The 17,710-nt window shown below is 43.4% G+C and carries 13 protein-coding genes; 4 read left to right on the plus strand and 9 right to left on the minus strand.

Going from position 1 to position 17,710, the window contains the following annotated elements; translation table 11 throughout:
- The 9 genes from H3001_RS02805 to H3001_RS02845 form a co-directional block, all read right to left on the minus strand.
- Positions 1 to 516 (minus strand): transposase (locus tag H3001_RS02805; protein ID WP_394367786.1); only part of this gene is annotated, 516 nt, incomplete at its 3' end.
- A 185-nt stretch (positions 517 to 701) separates the two neighbouring features.
- Positions 702 to 2,474, minus strand: coding sequence for a BT_3987 domain-containing protein (locus H3001_RS02810; RefSeq protein WP_181214022.1), 1,773 nt, complete (start codon positions 2,472 to 2,474; stop codon positions 702 to 704).
- Between the two features lie 13 nt (positions 2,475 to 2,487).
- A complete protein-coding gene (locus H3001_RS02815) occupies positions 2,488 to 3,858 on the minus strand; it encodes a DUF1735 and LamG domain-containing protein (RefSeq protein WP_181214023.1) in 1,371 nt (456 codons plus the stop codon).
- A gap of 5 nt (positions 3,859 to 3,863) precedes the next feature.
- Complete coding sequence (locus tag H3001_RS02820; protein ID WP_181214024.1) at positions 3,864 to 4,895, minus strand: glycoside hydrolase family 18; 1,032 nt, start codon at positions 4,893 to 4,895, stop codon at positions 3,864 to 3,866.
- 27 nt (positions 4,896 to 4,922) lie between these two features.
- Positions 4,923 to 6,500 carry a SusD/RagB family nutrient-binding outer membrane lipoprotein gene (locus H3001_RS02825; protein ID WP_181214025.1) on the minus strand — a complete coding sequence of 526 codons (1,578 nt, stop codon included), beginning with the start codon at positions 6,498 to 6,500 and terminating at the stop codon, positions 4,923 to 4,925.
- 31 nt (positions 6,501 to 6,531) lie between these two features.
- A complete protein-coding gene (locus tag H3001_RS02830; protein WP_181214026.1) occupies positions 6,532 to 9,603 on the minus strand; it encodes a SusC/RagA family TonB-linked outer membrane protein in 3,072 nt (1,023 codons plus the stop codon).
- A 21-nt stretch (positions 9,604 to 9,624) separates the two neighbouring features.
- A complete protein-coding gene (locus H3001_RS02835) occupies positions 9,625 to 11,115 on the minus strand; it encodes a hypothetical protein (RefSeq protein WP_178245325.1) in 1,491 nt (496 codons plus the stop codon).
- Between the two features lie 661 nt (positions 11,116 to 11,776).
- Positions 11,777 to 13,351 carry an Rne/Rng family ribonuclease gene (locus H3001_RS02840; RefSeq protein WP_178245327.1) on the minus strand — a complete coding sequence of 525 codons (1,575 nt, stop codon included), beginning with the start codon at positions 13,349 to 13,351 and terminating at the stop codon, positions 11,777 to 11,779.
- A gap of 248 nt (positions 13,352 to 13,599) precedes the next feature.
- The gene (locus H3001_RS02845) at positions 13,600 to 13,875 is read right to left on the minus strand and encodes an HU family DNA-binding protein (protein ID WP_178245329.1); all 276 of its coding nucleotides are present in this window, start codon (positions 13,873 to 13,875) and stop codon (positions 13,600 to 13,602) included.
- Positions 13,876 to 14,054: 179 nt separating this feature from the next.
- Here H3001_RS02845 and mutY point away from each other — a divergent pair, with 179 nt between their 5' ends.
- The 4 genes from mutY (at position 14,055) to H3001_RS02865 (ending at position 17,707) form a co-directional block, all read left to right on the plus strand.
- Entirely contained in the window at positions 14,055 to 15,122 is a 1,068-nt protein-coding gene (gene mutY, locus H3001_RS02850; RefSeq protein ID WP_181214027.1) for an A/G-specific adenine glycosylase, read from the plus strand.
- 2 nt (positions 15,123 to 15,124) lie between these two features.
- Positions 15,125 to 15,568: a single-stranded DNA-binding protein gene (locus H3001_RS02855; RefSeq protein ID WP_181214028.1), complete on the plus strand. Its 444-nt coding sequence runs from the start codon at positions 15,125 to 15,127 to the stop codon at positions 15,566 to 15,568.
- Positions 15,569 to 15,722: 154 nt separating this feature from the next.
- Entirely contained in the window at positions 15,723 to 17,072 is a 1,350-nt protein-coding gene (gene gldE, locus H3001_RS02860; RefSeq protein WP_178244300.1) for a gliding motility-associated protein GldE, read from the plus strand.
- The gene (locus tag H3001_RS02865) at positions 17,072 to 17,707 is read left to right on the plus strand and encodes a 4'-phosphopantetheinyl transferase family protein (protein WP_181214029.1); all 636 of its coding nucleotides are present in this window, start codon (positions 17,072 to 17,074) and stop codon (positions 17,705 to 17,707) included. The genes gldE and H3001_RS02865 overlap by 1 nt, the downstream gene beginning before the upstream one ends.
- The last annotated feature ends 3 nt before the right edge of the window (positions 17,708 to 17,710 follow it).

A 17,710-nucleotide genomic window follows, 5' to 3' on the forward strand; every position in this document is an offset into this window, starting at 1 on the left:
ACTTTCCCAAAGCAGTTTCATGTCTGTAGGAAAACGCATGTGACTTTCATAACACGTGGCATCAGTCATGCACACGTGAAGGTTCTTAAGATATGGCTTCCAGTGTGTGGCCAGTATCTCCTGAAGGGAGTCAATATCAAAACGGGATGCTATCTCATTGCGGATAGCACTGACTATCTTGTAGTTGGTTACGGGAAAGGCCGGATCTATCATGATTCCGCAGAACATCTGGTAGTGGAGGTTGCCGTTGAGATGTTCCACCAGCTGTCTGTCGGAAAATCCGGTGTAGGCTTTCAGGACCATAAGGGCTATCTTTGCCAGAGGGCTAAAAATGTTCCTGCGTCCAAGACGCTGTTCCGACAAGCCTATGGCTTTTGCCATACGGTCAAACGGGAAAACTGAGTGAAGCTTGCCCAGTTCACTCTCATGAAAACTCTTGCGATATTTTTCCAGAACATCAAATTCTGTAAAGCCCAAAGTGGGCTGTATTTCCGAAATATTTTGTATCTTAGCCATATCTTTGTTGGGGTATTTCCCCCGTTTTGGCTGCCAAACCTTATTTTCGGGGGAATATCTAAAGATACAAAAAAGCCAACTAATTCGCAATACATTGTGTATGAATTAGTTGGCTAATTTTATACTATTTACTGAGTGTCCCTCTTTATTGATAGACCATATTCTTTTTCTTTGGAATATACTGTTTACCGAAGATATGAAGGGGTTACCGTATTGAAATTTTCGCCTTCGTAGGTTATTTGTGGTGAATTTCTATTGCCCAGCCCACGGAAAAATTCGTTGAAATCCCTCAGATAAATGTTGGTGAAAGGCTGATTGTTCCAGGAATCAGGTACATATTGAAGATTGAATACAATCATCGAGGTCTGTCCTGCATTTTTCTGTTTGCTTAACGTTTGTGCCCGGCTTTCTGTTCTTCCTACTATACCAGCTTCGTAATTGCTGGTTTCCCAAAAGCGAGTCATGTGTTTGATACCGATGTAAGGATCGTTTTCAAGACTCATTTCGAAAGAAGCCACGCCAAATTTCTGTTTGGCTGTTTCTGCATTCAAGCCTGCAATCCAATTTTCACCCTTTCCTTCATTGGAACTGTTGTAATTGTCTCCTCTTTGGTAATTGGCATTCCATATATAATCCAATTGTTCTCCAATTTTAATTTGAGCAATTTCATCCAGCAAAGTCTGGTTTTTGCTGTCTTTTACCCACTCTTTTACAGCTTTTCGGTCTTCCCTGATAGGATTGCCGTATGAATCAGTGTCTGCCCATTTTCCTTTTCCGTTCTTAATATAATCGAAATCATTACTAAACAGACACCATCCTCGGTCGCCTATCAGTGCATTGCTGTAAAATCCAATATTATACATGGCAATAATATTATGACGGTCTTTCCAAGTTTCTCCTGCTTTATAAGGCATCAGATCTCGAAGTTCTTTGATCAGAAAGTGGAAACTTCCAAACTGTACCATAGGTCTTCCAGGTTGGACAGCTTCAGCAGATTCCGGGTAGTCAGCATATTCGTCATCAAACATTACCCCATCAAGCTGGTATCGTTGAACTGCATGAAAGATATCGGCAGCAAAATTCTTCACCATGCTCCGTTCACCGTTGATGTCAAGGTTAGAAAAACCTATTCCCTGATGGTTTGGCATGATGGAAAGCAGTACTTTTATTCCCTTATCCTGTAATGGCTTGACAAATATATCCCGGTTGTCCAGTATCCGTTGCACATGGCTGTTGTAGTATAATACGGGTTTACCGGAAAATTCATCGAAATTAATATTGGCCGAAAAAATGACTGCCATATCAAACAGAGGTCGTTTCAGTTCTGGCCGACTGTGTCCATAAGGGTAAAGCATATAGTTTCCAATATTGCGCAAGTCATTTTCCGTGGCTTCCACGATGGCTGTCATACGTGGCTCTGCAACTGACGGAGTCCGTTCCAACCATGAAAGGTCGATGGCTGAGGTCTCCGGATCTATGATTTCAATGAACTGTACACCGATTTCCTTGTTTCCGGATTTTAGAATAAGGGGCAACAGATAAATACCTTTTTTTTGCAAATGTATTTTTATAGTGACCGGAACGCTGAGTTGATCCTTGTTTAATGTTACTGATGCAGGGAGGGTATAGCTTTCCTTGTCAAGTAGTTCATAAAAATTTATGCCTTTTATTTCAGCAAATTGTTCTGTCAGTTTTTGCAGATTTTCTTCCGAAGTATCAAATTCAGCAGTTATTGTTTCATTGTTATATTTTCCTTGTCTTAGTTCAAACACCATTTCTTCCCCATTCAGTCTGTGTCCGATGGCGTGTTCTTCTCCAGGGAATACAAATTGTATTTCACCTTTGGAGGACATATTGTTCTCCAAAGGAATTTCTGCTGTAAGAACTTCTTCCTGACATCCGGATCCGGCCAGCAGCGTAAGGAAGCAAAAGATAAGAATGAAATTATGCAGTTTCATATGATTCAAAAATTTAAATGTTGATGTCAATATCATTATCTATGATGATTTCAGCCTGAACTGTACCGCCCGATGCTCCTTGTCTTTTTACGGTCAGGTGGTTCTCGTTTTGACTGAGGTCTGAGATTTTCTTATTACCTGATCCTTCCATGGCTTTGTTCATTTTCCAATAAGCCAGTAGCAGTTCTTTTTCTGCATTAAACATGATTATGTCCAGTGCATTGTTTTTCAGCTCTTTTGCAGTTCTGGCTGTTTTCCAGATTCGTACCTCAGACATTTTTCCGTTAAATCCTCTCCATTGGTTGAAAGATTGTCCCAAACAGAATGAAGAACCAGACAGACTGATGTCTCCGGTTTGCTTTACAGAAAGTTTTTCTTTATAGTTGATAAAGAACTTGATTTCTGTGCCGTCATAAGTCATGGCTAGGTGATACCACTGTTTTTCTTTCAACTTGTAATTGATGAGATATTTACGGTCATTGACCACAAGTTGTAGCATATTGGTTGATACACCAGCATCTCCCAGTCTGAGTAGGAAGTTGACCGGTTCACCGCCTTTTTCATTACCCCAGAGCGATGAAATTCCGGCCAAAGTTCCGTCAGCACGCTCTTCTTCAGCTTTGAAGGCATCCACAAATATTAATCCTTCTATTGTGCAGGCATTCAGGTTTTTAAACAGCTCTCCTCCTGTTTCGTAATACAGGTTGTTGCGGTTAATACCTTTGTCTACTCCGTCTGGGTCGAGTACGTTATCTCCTGGCATGGGGTTAAAATCTGCAGCTCCACTCATTTCTCCGGATCCACCTTTCCGCTTGATATGAAGATAAATCAACCGATTGTCTTCAGCCAGCAGAAATCCAGGGGCATTTTGCAGTTGTATGGCTAACAGATAGTCCTGATTAATTTCCAGATCCAAGGCATTGGTTATCCGTATGGTACCGTGATTGATGGCTTGAGTACCGTTTTTTTCAATGCAAATCATGTCATTGACTATCTTGTATGCCGATTCGGGCAGAAAGCGGACTGCATATCCGTGTTGTTTTCTGTAGTTCTCAAGCAAGGATGTCTCCTTGAGAGGAGTTAATACAAAGTTTTCATTAACATGGCTTTTTCCTTCTTCCAGTCTGGCAGAAACCGTTATTTCTTTTGTTTGTCCGATAGGCTGCTGTGAAGAGAAAATAACATCTGTAGGATCGTCAGACACTATTTTTCCTTCGGTAATATCATTTACACCGGTCGTATTGACAAAGATCAGTTTCTTGTCTGTCAGTCTTTCCGGAGCTACTGTCTTTTCTGGTCCGAACAAGGTCTTTCCAAATTCATCTCTGCAACCTGTATGCAGTAACAGCAGGAACAATAATCCTAGTATAGTGAATTTTTTCATGGTTGTTATTTCAAGTTTACAAATTGAATGGTTTGTCTCAATATTCCGTAGTTATTTTCATAATCCTTCTCGATTCCCCGGAGGGCAATGCCACCAGTCCGGAAGTTACCTGCAGGTAGCCATAATGCCAGTGACTGGTGCTTAGGCATTGTAATTTCTTCCGAAGAGAAAAGATCTGAATACGGAGTTTTCCAAGAGTCGTTTTCTATCGACAGATAGGCAATGAACTGTTTAGGTGAAAAATCTTTCATATCGGTCAGTCTGTAGAATACCTCCTGTGTATCGGCCAGTCTGTCGGAACTGTGGGTTGTGCTGATAAGGTAGTCAAAAACATGGCAATAGTGATTGACATAACCGATGTATCCTTCAAATATCAGTAGTTTGGATGAACGGGAATCCTTGAGCACTTCAGCTATTCTGTCGAATAACAGATAAATCTGCTCTCTGAAAAAAGCATCTCCAGTATTGGTGATACGAAGGCTGATACCGTCCAATCCATTTTTCTGCAGCACTTCAGCTAATTTCAGAGGAAGTGCTGCAATAGTTTGTTTGTATTTTTCAAGAACTTTATCTTGTTCTTTTTTTACGGATTCTGTGATTTCTTCGGGGGTTGCTTCCTGTCCCTTTTCAGCTGCGGCTTTTTCAGCCTGATATTCTCCTTCCTTTTCTGCCTGTTCCAGATCTTCCTGATAATTTTCGTATACCATATCCATGTTTTGAGATATCAGTACTTTAGTGCCTTTCTCCTGTTTTACCGTTTCTAGATCCGTATATTGGGCTAGTGAAAGTGATTCGAAATTATTTTCCAGAATGATGACATCAAGACTGTCTGGCAACGTATTCAGATAGGTATTCATATTGCCGTCGGCTTTCCAGTTGGAGAACCATGTAATGGACAGGAAATGTTCACCGGTTTTATAGTTTCTCAGGGCTGTGAGATCTTTTTCTGCCGGGTGAATGTCCATCCGTACAGGTTCGATTTCGGTACAGCCTACCATTGACAGACCTGCAATTAGTGTGATTATGATATTTTTCATATAAAAGCTGCTTTAAGTTGATTATTGTTATTTTCGTGCCCACCATACATTAGTATTGGGAGAATCGTTGCCTTCCAGATCTTCTGTAATCGCATTAGTAACATGGATACTGTTCACTGCATGTTCAATTTGTGGAAGAGGATATCTTCGGTATCCTTTAGTGTCTGCACCTTTTCCGTCACGCTCAATGTTGTTGACCTCATGGTTGTAGTCAACAGCCGGTAATAGGTTCGGGTATCCGGTACGTCTCCATTCAGCCCATGCTTCTGCACTTCCGTAAGGGTACATGGCAATGTATTTCTGTGTGATAATTTGTGCCAGATTGGCTTCTTCATTATCGGCCCATTTCACCTGAATGTCTGAGGTAAATGACGGGTTATTGAAAGCGGGATAATGACTGTCTCGAAAACTGCCTCTTTTTTTCTGATTGTTCAGGTATTCTCCTGCAGTCAGATTGTACATACCCAAAGAAGTTTCGATACCTTTTTGGTAGAGGTTCTGTGCTTGATCCCCCATGTTCCATTTTTTCAAGGCACCTTCTGCACGGAGAAAATAAACTTCAGCGGCAGTCATCCATGCTACAGGGTCAGTCATGGATACTTTGGGCTTAGAATACAGGTTGGTAGCGGTACTTATCAGTTCTTCTTTAGCCGGTAAGTTTACTCCAGCCCGTAGTCCGAAATAGGTTTCGTTTCCTCCCCGTCCGGTCTTTTCGAAGTAGGCTTCCCGCCGCGGGTCTTCAAAAGCGTTCATATATGCGATGATGTCTGCTCCACATCGGGTATCTCCCCAGTTCTGACTCATCTTATAGAATGGATTGTCACTTGTGGGTTTCCAGGCATTTTCTGTATTATGTTCAATGACTCCTTTTTTCACAGCCTCTTCTGCCCATTTCCGGGCTTCTTCCGGAAGCTTTGCGGAGACACGGATAGCCAGACGCAGTTTCAGGGAATTAGCAAACTTTACCCATTTACTGATATCTCCACGATAGATGTCATCTTGTACAGCCCATGCTTTTTTCTCAGAAGCACTTAGGGTTGCTTTAGCCAGAGTTTCTCCGGCCCAGCCCAATTCTTCTATCATTTTCCGGTAAATATATTCTTGAGTCTGATAGGCTTTTTGTGCTTCGGTACCCGAAAATTCATAGGGAATGGGACCGTACATATCAGAGAGCCGATGGAGAATGCCGACTTTTAAAATTGTTCCCCAGGCATAGAATACATTTTCCTGACTGGCACCGGTAACCAGTGACAAGGCGTTGTATTGTTTTATGACCTTTGCCAGAGACTGTTCGTCTGTAAACGGATACTCGATAAATCCAATATTGTAATTGTATCTTCCTAAGTCAGAATGTTTGGTCTGTCCCATATAGCCTGAAAGCGTTTCACATCCCAGACTCATCGAATATTGGAACAGGTTTTCCTGAAGAGGAATAACAAGAGTGGACAAGACTCCACAGTGGTTTGCCATTTGTTCAGCAATACCTCCTGAAGCCAAGGTTGCATCGGATACGCCATAAGGATTGCGGTTGTATTCCAGAAAATTTTCTGTACAACTAACAGTCATCATTCCGGTCAGAAGGGTTAGAAATAATATTTTATTCATGGTTTAATGCAATTTTTGTTATGTTATTGAGTTAAAATTTAGCCCTCAGACTGAAACCTACACTTCTTTGTGAAGGCAGCATGAAATAGTCCAGTCCCTGTGCGTAATTTGCGGTTGAGGATACTGATTCTGGGTCGAATGGTGCTTTGCAGTAGAGCATCAGCAGATTTTTCCCAGTTAGCGAAACAGTCAGGTCCAAGATATTTCCCAGCCATTTCGAAGGTATATCGTATGAGATATATGCTTCACGCAGCCGCACATTGGTAGCACTGTAGGTATAATATTGTGTCAGGAAATCTTTCGGACGTCCCTGCAACTGATAGTAATTCTGTGCCGGTACTACAATTCCTGGCGCCAGTACCACTCCTCCTGCATCCCGGGCATCGGCAGTAGCTTTTGATACTCCTGAGTAGTCCATGGCAGCCTGGGTACCTGAAATGACAATTCCTCCCAAACGTGCAGCTATCATGCAGCCAAAACGGAGATGCTTATACCGGAAGTCATTTCTCCATCCGATGTTGGCATCTGGCAGGAGACTTCCTAATTTAAGATATTCACTTCGGGGTTTCAAGTCTTGTGAAAGGTCGATGTGTCCATAGGCATCTCGTACAAAATCGGTTTTTGCATAGATATCTCCCAGACTTCCTCCCGGGCGTAAGATTACCTGTGCGTTTCCGAAATTGTCCTTCAGCAGTTCATCTTTTTCAAATAAGGCTTCTTCGGGGTTCTGTGGGTTTCTGACATTGGCTACCAATTCAATAATCCGGTTTCGGTTGTATCCATAAGTGATGTTCGAGTCCCATCCAAAGCCTTTACGTGATACCAGACTGAGACCTAATGCCATCTCTATTCCTTCATTTTGTACATTTCCAGTCTGTACGTACGTATAATTGTATCCGGATGAGGCCGACATGGCAGCCTTGATGGTCTGGTTTTTGGTATTGGTCCTGTAATAGGTTATGTCAAAATTCAACTTGTTCTGTATCCATTTACTGCTGAGTCCGATTTCAAAAGATGTGGTACGCTCCGGCTTCAGTTCCTTAAGCGGATAGAATCCTTCCTTTACCCATTTTTTATCATCCTGACTGAAGGTATTCAGCTGCATGGTAAGTCCTCTTTGGAACGGTGAGGCTACCTGGGCATATGCCAGCCGTAGTTTTGCAAAAGACAAAATCGGTTCTATTTTGGTTTTCATCGGATCAGGCAGCATATCTGTCAGAATTCCGGAAATTCCTACGGACGGATAGAAGAACGACTTGTGGGCTGAGCCGGCCAACTGTGATGCCCAGTCGTTGCGCCCGGTGAGAGTAAGAAACAGCAGTCTTTTCCAGCTGAGTTCCATGCTTCCGAAAACCGACTGGGTCTGCTCTCTCCATCCGTTTTGATAGAATTGTGCCTTTTGAGCTCCTTGTTCTATGTTTTGGACGTTAAATACATTAGGCAGTCCGTTGTCTCTTAGTGGTCCTTGATTAATAAGCCCGTCGTTTATCTGGTCGGTCAAACTGCCTCCCAGGTTGAGCATAAGCGTATAGTCAGTTCCTATGTTTTTGGTAAAATTACTTAGAATGTCTACATAATTTTGCATGTCCGAACTGTTTTCAAGTCCGAAAAAGCCATTCTTTACTCCACCGTCCAGCAAAGTAGGGATGGTTCCTACGAAACGTTTGTCTTGATACTCCTGTTGGGTGCGGTCAATTCTGTATCTGGCAGTAATGTCCCACTTCTCGGATGCAGACCATTCTTTAATAGTATACGAGGCTCCTAATGTAACCAGAAATCTCTTACGTCTGGATGTACGTATGTTCCGGTAAGCTGTCCAGTATGGATTCTGCATCGTATAGTCGCCTTGAGGGAAAGGACTTGCTACAAGGAGTCCACGGTCTTCATCCCACATCTCGAAATATTGTGCTTCGTCCCAACTTTTCCCTCTGGGATACAGGTAGGCTGCTACCAGCGGATTCATATATTCCCCCTGATTGACCATGTTCTGGTCTCTTTGTACGATGTACTGGGCACCGATGTCTACTCTTAGCCGTTGCTTTAACGCATAACTGGTATTTCTCAGTGTCATGTTATAACGGTCGTATATATTATTGGGAATTAATCCGTTTGCATTGGTGGCAGCCAGAGAAACATAGGTCTGACTTTTTTCATTTCCCATTGACAGTGTGAGCGAATGAGTGTATGTGGCAGCAGTCTTGAAAAAGTCTTTCGGGTGATACCCACTCGAGGGTTGGTGTGCCCCCCAGCTCACAGCTGCATTAGGTAAACTTCCGTACGTGTTCTGGAATTGGGGCATAACGAAGGGGGCAGCCAGTTCCGCCGAAGTCGTGAAGGTGGCTTCCAGTTTTCCTTCTTGTCCTTTTTTAGTGGTAATAAGGATGGCTCCGTTAGCAGCTGACGAACCATATAGCGCTGCTGCTGAAGCTCCTGTCAGTACGGTCATCGATTCAATGTCTTCCGGATTAAGGTCAGCGATTCCTTCTGTGGACCCTTTTGAAGCATATCTACCCGTACCTTCTTCTCCTACGGAGTTGTACATTGGAATCCCATCGATTACATAGAGTGCGTTGTTGTTTCCCTCTATTGATTTTACACCTCGCATAATTACTTTGGTGGCTCCACCTGCTCCAGAAGAACTGCTTTGGATATTTACTCCTGCAATTTTTCCGTTCAAACTGTTAATCAGGTTGGCATCCTTCACCCGGGTCAGCTCATCCTGTTTGATATTCTGTACATTGTATGACAGAGCCTTTTCCTGTCTTTTGATTCCCAGTGCGGTGACGACGACATTGTCCAGCAGTTGGGTATCTTCGGTCAGCACGACATCTATTCTTGATGTTCCTGGAGTTACTACTTTTTTAAGACTGGCATAGCCGATAAAAGAGAATTCAATTGTGGCCCCCTCGGTTACGGTAAGTGTGTAATTCCCGTCCATGTCAGTTACGGTTCCGTTTGTAGTTCCTTCTTCTATGATGTTGACCATAATCAGAGGTAATCCGGTATTGTCGGTTACCTGTCCCTGGACAACGATTGATTGTGCATGTATGGCTCCACAAAGGCAGAAGAGGCTGCAAAGCCACATGATTATTCTATGTTTCATATTCTTAGGTAATATCTTGGTTTAAAAAGGTATATTTTCCAAATTGTCTTTTGTAAGGGTTACCTTATATCCGTCGGTAAGGTTGGCACCCGGTATTCTTTTGACTGCAAGCCGGAAGTTGAAGCCTCCTTGAACCACCGGATACATGAAAATGGCTACTTCTTTGTCCGAACTGATTTCGATTTGATTCAAAGTCAAGGTAACGGGCAGGTCATCGGGAGTATTGATGGATGTATCTGAACTGTAAAGTCCTTCGAATTCTCCATATCCGATGCTGTAAATTGCTTCTTTCAGTTTCTCAGCATCATTTAGTACGTAGACTTTTCCTCCACTCCAGCCAAAAGTGTATCCTTCCATGTCTTCTACAGTGATAGCCATACTGATTGTTTTCTGGGTTGCTCCGCCCGATGTAGGGGGATTGTACGGAAAGTCAAATTCCAGTGTGTATTCTGGTGTTTCCGAATTAACCGCAACTTCCAATTTTTGATAGCTGTCATAATATTCAGTATTCCATTTGGGGATGTAGACAACGTACTCTTTTGTTCCTTCTGTGCAGTAAACTTCAAACCGTGCTTCTCCAGTTGTAAGGGTACCTTTCTCCACATACATATCTTTTTCTGGATGTCCGTGCAGTTCTTTTACGATACGTTCTACCTGCGGCCATTGATTTTTTTCTATAAGATAAATTTCATGTTGATTCAGTTTTTCTCCTCCTCTTATGGCGGTGATATTTATCTTTTTCTTTGTCTCCTTGGTGATGACAACCTGTACAGAAGAAGTTTCGTAATTAATTTCTTCTACCGGATATTTTAGATAAGGGATTTCTGGCACTGGTCTTGACAGTAATAAAAAGTATTTCTCCGGATGCAATGGTGAATTAATAATCCATTGGAAATCCGGGCTTTCTATGGTCATTTTGTGTATATAACTGTCGCTGTCCGGCATTTTTCCTGCTTCCAGTTGTGTAGTAAACATCGTCAGTTTTTCTTCCTTTACCAGAAAAACTTCTTTATGAAGATATTCCTGTGGTACATTGACATTGATAGTTGTTTTTCTGATACCATCCGGTTTGGAAATGTTACAGTCTATTTCTTTTTCTATATGGCCAAAAGCGACGAAGTACTCCAGTTGGTTTCCTGAGTGTGTAACAGGAATATAAGATCCGTCAGAGGCTTTCTGAAAGATATTGATGAAAATTTCCGATTTGTAATATTCGGATAAATCTTTAAAGGTAACATTGCTTGAGTTTATTGGCTGAGACAATAGGAAATCTGCTTCTGAAACCTTTTCATACTTACCGGACTCATCAAAAATATTCCTTTGCAGGATTCCGATACAATATTCTTCAGTCTTGCTTTGTGGAAGATTTTTGATTGAAATTGTCAAAGATGCTTCAATAGAAGCAGCGGGTTCTTGTGTAAAAATCGGTACGTCTGTAAGTGAATTCTTCGTACATGAATCCGTCAATATAAGTATAAGGAATATACTTATAAGTTTAAAGGGGATTTTCATAAATAAAATTTTAAGGTTAATAATATGCATTTAAATGTTGATTCCCTGTAATTGGTCTATGTGTCTATACTTGATTTACAAAGTATTAAAATTCTTCAAATCATAGTTTATGTTCCTTAAGGTTTAAAGTCTGATTATATTGTGTCCTTATTTAGTATTTAACCTGATATTCAGATTATATTCCCTGGTTAGTTAAGCCTAAGTGCATTTTCTTTGTATATTAATAACAAAAAAGTGTTTTATTTGTTTGGAGATTTCTTAAAATACTTTTATTTGTTTACAATAATTAACTTTTGAGGTTGGTCTTGGAAATAATTAAATGTATCTATATATTTAGCTTTTGATAGTTTAATGCATCTGTTTATATAACCTTTACGAAGAAAGTAACTTTTTATCCGTAAGGAAAAGAGAATGTTGATTTCCTCCTCTGATTATATAATCCACGCCGTGGATTATATAATCAGAGGAGGGATTTTTATAAACTGCGATGTCGCTGTTGTTCTTTTCTTTCTTTCAGAAGTTTTGGGAACTTGATTGGCTGGAGAATCTGCCGCCGTCATTTAAAGAATGTCATGATACCTTCCTGAAAAAAGAACGGAGAGGCAAGTCAGGAACTTACCTCTCCGTATAATACCTTTACTGGAGATTTTGAGTACAAATGCTATTTCATCTCAAACTCCTCTTTCATATCCAGTTCTTCGCCGAATACATCATAGAATTTATATTCCAGCATGGCCAGGCTCTGGTTCGGAATGACTTTAATGCCGAAGCCGAACTTCATCTGCCATTTGCGTTTCAGCGAGACGATTCCCTGATTGACATAAGCTGCCACATAAGGGTGGATATGCAATGTAAATTTCTTTACCTTCAGTTTGTTGACCAGGTAGTCAATTTTACTTTCCAACGTATCTGTAAATAAGATGGAAGGCTTGATCTTGCCTTTCCCGAAGCAGGTAGGACAATTCTCATCGGTAGTGACATCCATTGCCGGACGTACCCGCTGGCGGGTAATCTGCATCAGTCCGAATTTGCTGAGAGGCAGGATGTTATGCTTGGCCCTGTCTTTCTGCATGTTCTGGCACATCCGTTCATACAGTTTCTGACGGTTCTCTGCCAGGTTCATATCAATGAAGTCTACTACGATGATGCCCCCCATGTCTCTAAGCCGGAGCTGGCGCGCCAGTTCGTCGGCTGCTCCCAGGTTGACATCGAGTGCATTAGCCTCCTGTCCGTTGTCTGATTTGGAACGGTTTCCGCTGTTTACGTCCACTACATGCAATGCCTCTGTATGTTCGATGATCAGATAGGCTCCGCTCTTGTAGGACACCGTCTTTCCGAACGACGACTTGATCTGTTTGGTAATGCCGAAGTTGTCAAAAATAGGCAACTGTCCTTTGTATAGTTTGACAATACCCGTACGTTCCGGAGCAATCAGCGCAACGTAATCTTTTACTTCATTGTAAACGGCTTCATCGTTTACATAAATATTTTCGTAAGAAGGATTGAACAAATCGCGCAACATTGCTACTGTGCGGCTTGTTTCCTCGTATACCAAAGCCGGCATTTTAGTGGCCTTCTGCACTTTGGTAATGGTTTCTTCCCAATGTTTCAGCAGCACCTTCAGTTCGGCATCCAGTTCGGCTACCCGCTTGCCCTCGGCTACGGTGCGTACTATGACTCCGAAATTCTTCGGTTTGATGCTTTGCAGCAACTGCTTGAGTCGTGCGCGCTCTTCGCTCGACTTGATTTTTTGAGAAACCGAAACCTTGTCATTAAACGGTATCAGCACCAGATATCGTCCGGCAAAAGAGAGTTCACATGTCAGACGCGGCCCTTTGGTAGAAATGGGCTCCTTGACAATTTGCACGATGACTTCCTGACCCTGCTGCAATACGGAAGAAATGGCTCCGTCTTTTTCAATGTCTGGCAGCATGGAAGCCTTGGACATGGGATACAGTTTCTTACGGTCGCTGATAACCTGTTTCAGATACTTCTGGTATGAATAAAATTGAGGTCCTAAGTCCAAATAATGAAGGAAAGCGTCTTTTTCAAAGCCCACATCCACGAAGCAGGCATTCAGTCCGGGCATTAATTTCCGTACTTTTCCCAGGTACATGTTGCCTACAGAGAACGAAAGGTTCCGTTCTTCCTTCTGAAACTCTACCAGATTCTTGTCTTCGAGAAGCGCGATAGAGATCTCTTTCGGCTGTACGTCTACTACTAGTTCGCTTGTCACTTGGTTACTTGGTTTTAAATTAGAATATTCAATTTGCTGCATACATAAAGAACAAACCTGAAAGACCATAAAAGTGCTTTACAAGTTTGTTCTTTATTGAAGTCGGACAGACTAACAATTATTTTTTGCTTTTATGTCTGTTCTTTCTCAGTCTTTTTTTACGCTTGTGTGTAGACATTTTATGTCTTTTTCTTTTCTTTCCGCTTGGCATAGCTTCAAAATTTTATAGGGTTAATACTAAATGTTAATTATTTTTTCACTGAAAGTGTAAATGTCTTTGCCGGTTTGAACGCCGGGATATTGTGCTCAGGAATAATGATTGTTGTGTTCTTAGAAATGTTGCGTGCAGTTTTCTGCGCTCTTTTCTTAACAATGAAACTTCCGAAGCCGCGAAGGTATACATTCTCTTCGTTTGACAAAGAGTCTTTTACAGAATCCATAAAGGCTTCGAGTGTAGTTAAGACAGTCTGTTTGTCAATACCTGTGTTCTTTGAAATCTCGTTTACAATATCTGCTTTAGTCATTTCGCTAATAATTATTGTTATACGTTATCTTAATTTTTTGGACTGCAAATATATAGCTTTTCTTGTTCTTTAAGAAATTTCTAACCTACAAATTTATAAAAAAGTGTGTAATCCTCTCCTAAATCCTTTATTTTTGTGGCCGGATAAATGAAATATTATATTTAATTAATGTTTAGAGGATGAATAACTTGGCTGATGTGCTGATTGATTGGTATGAGCGGAACGGAAGGGATCTGCCCTGGAGGCAGACAACCGACCCGTATAAGATATGGATTTCTGAAATTATTCTGCAGCAGACGCGTGTGGCTCAGGGATATGATTATTACTGCCGTTTCATCGGGCGCTTCCCCGACGTGGCTTCTCTGGCCGAGGCCGGGGAGGATGAGGTGATGAAATACTGGCAGGGGCTGGGTTATTATTCCAGGGCCAGGAACCTGCACGAGGCTGCCCGTTCGATACACGCGGCCGGAAGTTTCCCGCACTCTTATAAAGAGGTGTTGAAACTGAAGGGAGTGGGGGAGTATACGGCTGCAGCCATCTGTTCGTTTGCCTACGGACTGCCGCATGCGGTGGTCGACGGAAATGTGTACCGGGTGCTTTCGCGCTGGATGGGGGTGGATACGCCGATTGATACGACCGAGGGGAAAAAGGAGTTTGCGGCATTGGCCGATGCGCTTCTCGACCGTGACCGTCCGGGGGCGTACAACCAGGCGATTATGGATTTCGGGGCATTGGTCTGTACGGCAGCGGCTCCCCGTTGCGAGGACTGTCCGCTGAAGGACAGTTGTGTGGCCTATGCCGGGAAACGGGTGGCGGATTTGCCCTGTAAGGCTCGCAAGACCAAGGTGACAGACCGTTTTTTCAATTATTTCTTCATTCATACCGGCGATGCCTGCTGGCTGCACAAGCGGGGAAAGGGAGATATCTGGCAGAACCTGTATGAGTTTCCCTTGCTGGAAACCAGCCGCTCTTACGAATTGGGGGAATTGCTGTCGCTGCCGGCCTGCCGCGCTTTGTGGGGAGACCGGGAGGTAGAAAAGGTGTCGCTGGTGGAAGCCGGCCGCAAGCATGTGCTTTCTCACCGCCGTATTTATGCATCGTGCATTGAAATCCTTTTGAAAGACGGACATTTTGTGCCGGAAGGCTTTTTGAAGGTGAGGTTCAGCGAACTTGAGAAATTTCCTGTGTCAAACTTGATTTCTCATTTTTTTTCCTTAATTTTGAAACCAAATCATAAAAATGAATAAGTATGTCTTTAAACAAGGTTCAATTAATCGGTAATGTGGGAAAAGATCCGGAAGTCAGGTATCTGGACAGTGGAGTGGCGGTAGCAACGTTTCCGCTGGCAACTACTGACCGTGCTTATACACTGCCTAACGGTACCCAGGTTCCGGAACGCACCGAATGGCACAACATCGTGCTGTGGAGAGGGCTGGCCGAGACTGCCGAAAAATATGTTCACAAAGGAGATAAACTGTATATTGAAGGAAAAATCCGTTCACGCTCTTACGACGACCAGAACGGCATGAAGCGCTATGTGGTAGAGATTTTCGGCGACAACATGGAAATGCTGACACCTCGCCAGCAGCCGGTACAGCCTGCTGCTGCACAGCCGGTAAGTCCTGCTGCAGCCGTTTCTCCGACTCCCATACGGCCGTCGGAACAGGATGCATCGGACGATCTTCCTTTCTGATACATACTGTCCGCTACGGACCTCCCGGTACTGTAACCGGGATTTGACTCGCCGTACCGAACATTCTGCCTTGCCGTACTTCTCTAGAACAGTAAGATGTATGGCAGGCTCGTGATGTGAGGAGGCAAAATATTATTAACTAAAACTTAATTCCTTGGACCCTGATTCGTGTATATCCTATTTTAAGGATCTGTATGACGGTGTGACCGTCATGCCTCCGTCGGCAGGAGCGGTGGTAGCCTTGCTGCTGGCGATTTTGTTACTTTATGCTTCCGGTTTTGTCTCGGCATCTGAAATTGCGTTTTTCTCGCTGTCGCCTTCCGACTTGAATAAGATAGAGGAGGATGAGCATCCTTCCGACAAGCGTATTAAGGCACTGCTGGATGATTCGGAGCGCTTATTGGCTACTATTCTGATATCGAACAACTTTGTGAATGTGACCATCATCATGCTGTGCAATTATTTCTTTGCAGAGGTAATTGACTTTGGGGGAGCGCAGCTGCTGGAGTTTATCCTGATTACGGTGGTCCTTACGTTTCTGCTGCTTTTGTTTGGAGAAATCATGCCTAAGATTTATTCGGCTCAGCATACGCTGGCTTTTTGCCGCAAAGCGGCTCCGGTAATCTGGGTCTTGCGCTCTGTCTTTTCTCCGGTATCCAATCTGCTGGTACATTCTACTTTCCTGTTCAACCGTCTGACACACAGGAAGAAAACGCATAATCTTTCGGTCGATGAGCTTTCTCAGGCACTGGAACTGACCGACAAGAGTGAGATTTCCGAGGAGAGCAACATGCTGGAGGGTATCATCCGTTTCGGTGAGGAAACGGCGAAGGAGGTGATGACTTCGCGTCTGGATATGGTGGACCTGGAGATTCATACGGCCTTTCCGGAGGTACTGAAGTGTGTGGTCGACAATGCGTATTCCCGCATTCCGGTGTACGAGGAGTCGCGCGACAATATCAAGGGTATCCTGTACATCAAGGATTTGTTGCCTTACCTGTCTCAAGGGGCCGATTTTGAATGGCAGAAGCTGATTCGTCCGGCCTTTTTCGTACCGGAAACCAAAATGATTGACGACCTGTTGCGTGATTTTCAGTCGAATAAGATTCACATTGCCATCGTGGTCGATGAGTTTGGAGGTACGTCGGGTATCGTGACCATGGAGGATATCATCGAGGAAATCGTTGGAGAAATCAATGACGAATACGATGAGGAGCAGAAGACATTCGTCAAACTGGCCGACAATGTGTATGTGTTCGAAGGAAAGACACTGTTGTCGGATTTCTATAAAATATTGGATATCGATGCCGATGTCTTTGAATCGGTGGCTGGCGATGCGGATACTCTTGCCGGTCTGCTGCTGGAACTGAAGGGAGAGTTCCCTTCCCGTCATGAAGTGCTGGAATTCGAGAACTTCCGTTTCGAGGTACTGGAAATGGATGCCAGACGTATTCTGAAGGTGAAGGTAGTGATTTCTGAACCGGTAAAAAAAGAGGAAGACTGATGCCTTTGTACCGGAAATGGACATATGAGGGCGGATACTTCGGTATCTGGAAAGTAAACGAAGAGCCGGGAGCATTGAGAGCAATGCTTTCGGCTGATTTTCGTTATGACGAGGAACTGGCTTCGATGAAGGCTCTGTCGCGCAAGGTGGAATACGTGGCTGTGCGTGTGTTGCTGGCTGCACTGACCGGCAGCGAGAAGCGGATCTTGCATTATCCGTCGGGAAAGCCTTATCTGGAGGACGGCAGTTTCCGGATTACGGTTTCGCATACCAGAGGGTTTGTGGCTGTCGGCCTGCATCCCGAACGGGAGGTGGGAATCGATATCGAGTATATGTCGGAAAGAGTAGGGAAGATTGCTTCCCGGATATTGGGACCGGAAGAGGAGGCAGAGACTACGGTGGACCTTCTGCTCCACTGGTGTGCCAAGGAAACGATGTACAAGATGCTCGGTGCGCAGGAGGTGGATTTTGTCCGGCATTTCCGGATTATCCGTACGCAGGCAGATACGGCCGTAAAAAAAATACGCGGGATAGAGTTCCGCACTTCATCCCGCATGCAATTCGACCTGTCTTACTGGGTCGACCCTGATTTCGTATGTACCTGGAGCGTCGGCTTGCAGCCCTCCTGTGAATAATCA

The organism is Phocaeicola faecicola, from assembly GCF_013618865.1.
GTDB classification, from domain to species: Bacteria; Bacteroidota; Bacteroidia; order Bacteroidales; family Bacteroidaceae; genus Phocaeicola; species Phocaeicola faecicola.